Raw genomic sequence first — 3,854 nt, forward strand, 5'->3', positions numbered from 1 at the left:
ACCAATCACCATCAGCAAGGAAAATAAAACTAAGGCAATGAGAAAAAATTGAAAAACAATAGACATGATTGGGTTCTCCTAAAGCAGTTGATGTTTATTTAGATAATTCTCCCAGATTTGATACTTGTATGGAAGAGCCTCACTTCCAATCAACTTAACCGGACGACCCTTCCTCTAACTCCCCCCTGAATCAGGGGTTAAAGGAGATATCCCCGTCAGACCGAATCCACGAGCATTTTAATTCTACTGCCACTGACTACCCAGCCGCAGCGGGTCTTAAAATTTTTTTCCAGTGTCTATCCTTGCCAAAAGCAGCAGGGCAAGGGGTTAGGTGGGGTAATTGACTCCCTGTGATTCCTTGCCCAGATTACCGTGTTTTTGCGTTTTCGCCAAACCTAGCCTAGAAAGATATCCAGACTGCTGAACTGCTAAAAGCTAATGGTCAAGCCCGCCCAAACGGATGCCGGCGCCAAAAATGACGAATAATACTGCTAGAGTGGTGACGGCGACTATGTGCAGGGCGAGGAAATTTAAGTTTTCCTCGCTCAGTTGAGGAAGGAGAAAAAAGCGGGAATGAAGGGCCAAGATGAGAGTTAATAGCAGTAAAGCTAACTTAATTCCTATATAAACCGACAAAAAACTATCAAATGACCAAAAATTACGAAAACCGGGCAAATAAATCCAAGTCAGTCCTAGGCCCGTTATTACCTGCAACAATAGCGCAGACAACCCAAAACCCTCAAAATATTGCTCAAATTGACGAATTCGGTCTGGTTCTCGGTTTTTGAGGGCCTGGGGTAGAACGGTGACTGCCAACAATAAATGACCACCGGCCCAGACGGTCGCCCCTAGGGTGTGGAGAATTACTAAAATTTTGAACAACATGGGTTTCTCTTGGTCAAGATTTGCTAACTTATAGTACTTGACCCGGTTATTGCCGAGCATTTAGTAACAATAGATACAGAAAAAATCCTGATAACTTCTCCTTACTAAAAAATATGGATTTAATTTTATGTCATCAAACGGCGGATTTTGACGCTTTGGGGGCAGCGGTGGGTTTATCGTTGCTGAAAGCGGGTAGTCGCATTGTTTTAACGGGGGGAGCGCACCCAACAGTAAGGGAATTTTTAGCCCTGCATCGGGATGAATTTGCTTTAATTGAAATGCGTAGTGTCAATCCGGACCGTATTCGCTCTTTAATTATCGTTGATAATCAGTGGCGGGAGCGTCTGGGAAAAGCCTCCCAGTGGCTCGATTTAGGGCATTTACAGGCGATCGAATTGTATGATCATCATTTAGATAGTGAAAGCGATATTCATGCCTCTAGCGTCCATTTAGAAGGGGTGGGAGCTACCACGACTTTAATTGTCGAAGCTTTACAAAAAGCCCAGATTAAACCAAACTCGATGGCAGCGACGGTAATGGCACTCGGTATTCACGTTGACACGGGTTCCCTGACTTTTGCCGGTAGTACCCCCAGGGATGCCTATGCTTTGGCTTGGTTAATGACCTGTGCTGCTAACATTAAAACGATCGCCCAATACTGTCAACCGAGTTTTTCCCCGCGCTTACAGGAGTTATTTAGCCTTGCTTGGGAAAATCTAGAGATTAAAACGATCCATGACCGTAAAATCGCCCACGTTCTCCTCCATACTGCCGATTTTATCCCCGGTTTGTCTAGTCTGGCCGAGCGCCTACTGGAATTATCCGATAGTGATGCACTACTTTTCGGCCATAGTTATAGTAAAGACGAGGAAGATAAGTCCCGACAGCGTTTAACTGTGATTGGTCGCTCTAGAATCGATGGAGTGAATCTATATCAGCTTTTTTCCCCCTATAACGGCGGTGGTCATGCTCAGGCCGCTTCGGTGAGTTTTCGCGATGTTCAGCCAGTTCAACAGTTAAACCAACTACTGGGGGACTTAATTGCTCAAATTCCTCCTTCTCCCACTGCTAGGGATTTAATGTCTTCTCCGGTGCGGACAATTCGTCCCGATACTTCCATATCTCAAGCCGAGCGCATCCTTTTCCGTTACGGCCATTCGGGTTTATCGGTGGTAGATGAGCAGGATCGCTTAGTTGGGGTGATTTCTCGTCGTGACCTCGATTTAGCTCTCCATCACGGCTTTTCTCGCTCTCCCGTGAAGGGATACATGACTTGTAATCCGAAAACTATTACCCCCGACACTTCCCTTCAGGAAATCGAGTCACTGATGGTAACGTACGATTTGGGGCGTTTACCTGTACTAGAAAACGGGCAGTTAGTCGGTATCGTCACTCGTACAGATGTATTAAGACAGATTCATCAAAATGAGCGGGTGCGTTTTGAAGGGGTTGCTTTGGTTTCCTGTCTTTTACCGACGATTAAAGAGCGTTTAGAGCCGGTTTTATGGTCATTCCTGCAAGCTGCCGCCACTGCCGCTCAAAAACGCGGTTGGCATCTCTATCTGGTTGGGGGTGCAGTGCGCGATTTATTGTTAGCCACAGAAAGGGATACTTTATTGTTACAGGATATCGATTTAGTGGTGGATGGCTGCCATCGTGCCGCCGGTGTGGGTGCGGGGGTAGAATTGGCTAATTGTTTACGCGAAATTTATCCGGGGGCCCGGTTATCGATTCACGGGGAATTTCAGACGGCGGCTTTGTTATGGCACAAAGATGAGCGTTTTGGCTCGTTATGGGTGGATATCGCCACGGCACGCACGGAATTCTATCCCTATCCCGCCAGTAATCCCCAAGTGGAGGCTAGTTCGATTCGACAGGATTTGTATAGAAGGGATTTTACAATTAATGCTCTGGCAATTCGCCTAACTTCGCCGAAAGAGGGGGAATTACTCGACTTTTTTGGCGGTATGTTGGATTTACGCGCTCAAGAAATTCGGGTTCTCCACGCTAATAGTTTTATTGAGGATCCGACGCGCATCTATCGAGCGGTGCGTTTTGCCACTCGGTTAGGATTTGTTATTGAACCCTTGACAGAAAACTATATTAGGTATGCGATCGAAAGTGGAGTTTATGATCGCTCACGGCAACAAAATCAGAATGCACCCGCTTTACAGTCCCGTTTAAAAGCGGAGTTGAATTATATTTTAGAGGCGGATTACTGGGAAAGTGCCTTAGAAAAGTTGGCCGATTTGGGGGCTTTGCACTGTTTACACGGGGATTTAAGTTTAAATCGGGCTTTATGGCGACAATTGCGCTGTCTCAGTCGTTGGTTAGATTGTTTAAGTCTGGAATTGCCGGTGAATGCTTGGTTAATGCGGTTGGAATTATTAATCGCTTCTCTGGCTGTGGGGGAAAGAATAGCGATCGCTAATAATTTACAATTGCCCAAAGATACTGTGGAGCGTTTACAAAAACTAGAAGTTATGGAAAAGGAGATTAGCAATAATTTTGCTTATGATCGACCCGTTAGTCAAATTGTCAGCTTTTTCAATGGTTATCAGGTTCCTAGTTTGTTATTGGTGGCGGTGAGGAGTGAGACTAGGATTCGGGGTTTAATCTGGCAATATTTAACTAAATGGTCGCAGATTGAGGCTCCTATCGACGGCAATGACCTAAAAGCTTTGGGTTATCAACCGGGTCCCCAGTTTAAATCGTTACTTGCGGCGGTGTTGGGGGCAACTTTAGATGGAATAGTCAGCAATAAAAGCGAAGCTATGGCTTTTATTGCTAGATTAACTCGGGCTTGCTGAATAAATCTAAAAACCTTATTGGGTAAGACTTTTAGACTTTTTGTCAATCAAAAAGTACCAGTTGTGGGAGAGATAGGGGGAAAATTCTGGGACTTTTTCTCTGAAAATTAGGTAATTGACCAGATGAGAATCGGTAAAACCCTACACCCCACACCCCAC

2 protein-coding genes are annotated in these 3,854 nt (G+C 45.3%); one reads left to right on the forward strand and one right to left on the reverse strand.

The genetic code is table 11. The features are described from left to right. Positions 1-435: 435 nt before the first annotated feature. A complete protein-coding gene (locus PX484_RS06795) occupies positions 436-885 on the reverse strand; it encodes a CopD family protein (RefSeq protein ID WP_287767235.1) in 450 nt (149 codons plus the stop codon). A gap of 113 nt (positions 886-998) precedes the next feature. Here PX484_RS06795 and PX484_RS06800 point away from each other — a divergent pair, with 113 nt between their 5' ends. After that, positions 999-3,695, forward strand: a complete 2,697-nt coding sequence (locus tag PX484_RS06800) for a CBS domain-containing protein (protein ID WP_287767233.1) — start codon at positions 999-1,001, stop codon at positions 3,693-3,695. Positions 3,696-3,854 lie beyond the last annotated feature (159 nt).

The organism is Microcystis sp. M49636_WE2 (assembly GCF_030065375.1).
In the GTDB taxonomy this organism is placed as follows: domain Bacteria; phylum Cyanobacteriota; class Cyanobacteriia; order Cyanobacteriales; family Microcystaceae; genus Microcystis; species Microcystis aeruginosa_C.